Genomic DNA, 1670 nt, shown 5'->3' with positions numbered 1-1670 from the left:
CCACGCCCGCGCGAAGTCGCGGTCGGCGAGGCGGGCGAGGCTGTCGAGGTACGTTTCGAGCGGGCGGTCGACCCGGAGGTCCGCGCCGCCGACGTTCGGGGTGTACTTCGGGAGAATCGCGTCGCCGACGAACGCCTCGCGTCCGCGCTCGCCGTCGAAGGCGAAGGCGCTCAACCCGGCGGCGTGGCCGGGGAGGTAGACGACTTCGAGGTCGCCGTCGCCGGCGGCGATGCGGTCGCCGTCCTCGACGGGCGTCACGTCGACCCGGTCGCCCCGGAGGTCGTCGTGGCCGTCGAGGAACGCGGTCACTTCGGCGAGCGGTTCGTCGGGAATACGCCACTCCCCGAATCGACGCTCGCGAATCTCGCGCTCGGCCGCGATGGCGTCCGGGTCGCCCGCGACGATGCCCGCGTCGTCGGCGTGGACGTACACCGGCGCGCCACTTTCGGCTTGGAGCTCGCCCGCGAGACCGGCGTGGTCGGCGTGCCAGTGGGTGAGGACGATGGCTTCGAGGTCGGCGACCTCGTATCCGGCCGCGTCGAGTCCCTCGCGGAGGTCTCGGCGGACCGAATCGGTCGCGACGCCGGCGTCGACCAGCGTCGGCCGGTCGCCGGGGAGGAGGTAGGCGTTGTTCAGGCCCTCGAAGACGGTGTTGCCGAGCCGTATCCGTTCCATGCGGCCACCTGACCGCCGAGGTCCATGATTATTCCGAATGGTCGTGGGGGCGCGGCGTCCCGCGGTTTATCGCGCACTCGCCGGCGGTCGGTCGGTCGCCGACCCGATTCGCCGGGCGACCGCCCGGTACATTCAAAACCCGGCGTCGCATCGAATCGCACGTCGAATGCCGGTGGACTTCTACGAACTCCTCGGGGTCGAACGCGACGCCGAGACGGCGGAGATAAAGCAGGCCTTTCGTCAGCGCGCTCGGGAGTACCACCCCGACGTCAACGACGACGAGCGAGCGACCGCGCAGTTCACCGTCGTCCGGAAGGCCTACGAAGTCCTCACCGACGACGCCGAGCGCGCCGACTACGACCGGATGGGTCACGGGACGTACGTCGAGAAACGCCTCGACGGCCTGACGAAGTTCAAATACCCCGGAACGGCCGGGAAGAACGGCGGTTCCGACGGGTCGGGAACCGGTGACCGGTCGGCTTCGGGACGGTCATCGTCCGCAACGTCGTCCTCCTCGTCTTCTTCCGCTCGGTCGTCTTCTTCGTCTTCATCGTCGTCCCGGTCGTCCTCGACCTCCCGACGGTCGGCGTCCGGGCGCACGTCGTCTTCCTCTTCGACCGCGAGTTCGTCGCGGTCGGGCCGGTCGAGTCGCTCGCGCACCTCGCGGTCGTCTTCTTCGTCCTCATCGTCGCGGTCTACGGATTCCTCGCGGTCGTCCTCGTCGTCCTCGTCGTCACAAACCCGCACCGGAAAATCGCAATCCAGTCGGACGGGGACGACCGGCCGGTTCGAACGCGAGCGCAGCGGGTCCGAGTCGGCGACCGCGTCAGCGTCGGCGTCCGGGGCGACGAACCCGCTTTGGTACGGGTGGGGCGTCTCGCTCGCCGCGCTCCTCGCGTATCTCAGCGGCTTCGCGTGGCATCTCGCCGGCGACGGCGCGGGATTCGTGACTGCGCTCGCGTCGCTCGATACCGCCGCGCCCGCCGCGGGGCTCC

General features: G+C 70.0%; 2 protein-coding genes. One reads left to right on the top strand and one right to left on the bottom strand.

The genetic code is table 11. The features are described from left to right. Positions 1-675: MBL fold metallo-hydrolase (locus NKF06_RS20545; protein WP_253246457.1), on the bottom strand; the 675-nt coding region annotated here is incomplete at its 3' end. A gap of 166 nt (positions 676-841) precedes the next feature. Here NKF06_RS20545 and NKF06_RS20540 point away from each other — a divergent pair. Next, positions 842-1670 (top strand): DnaJ domain-containing protein (locus NKF06_RS20540; RefSeq protein WP_253246456.1); only part of this gene is annotated, 829 nt, incomplete at its 3' end.

Source organism: Haloferax sp. AB510, assembly GCF_024136985.1.
GTDB lineage: Archaea > Halobacteriota > Halobacteria > Halobacteriales > Haloferacaceae > Haloferax.
Note: the sequence above shows the minus strand (reverse complement) of the source record. Positions and strands in the feature narration are given on the sequence as shown.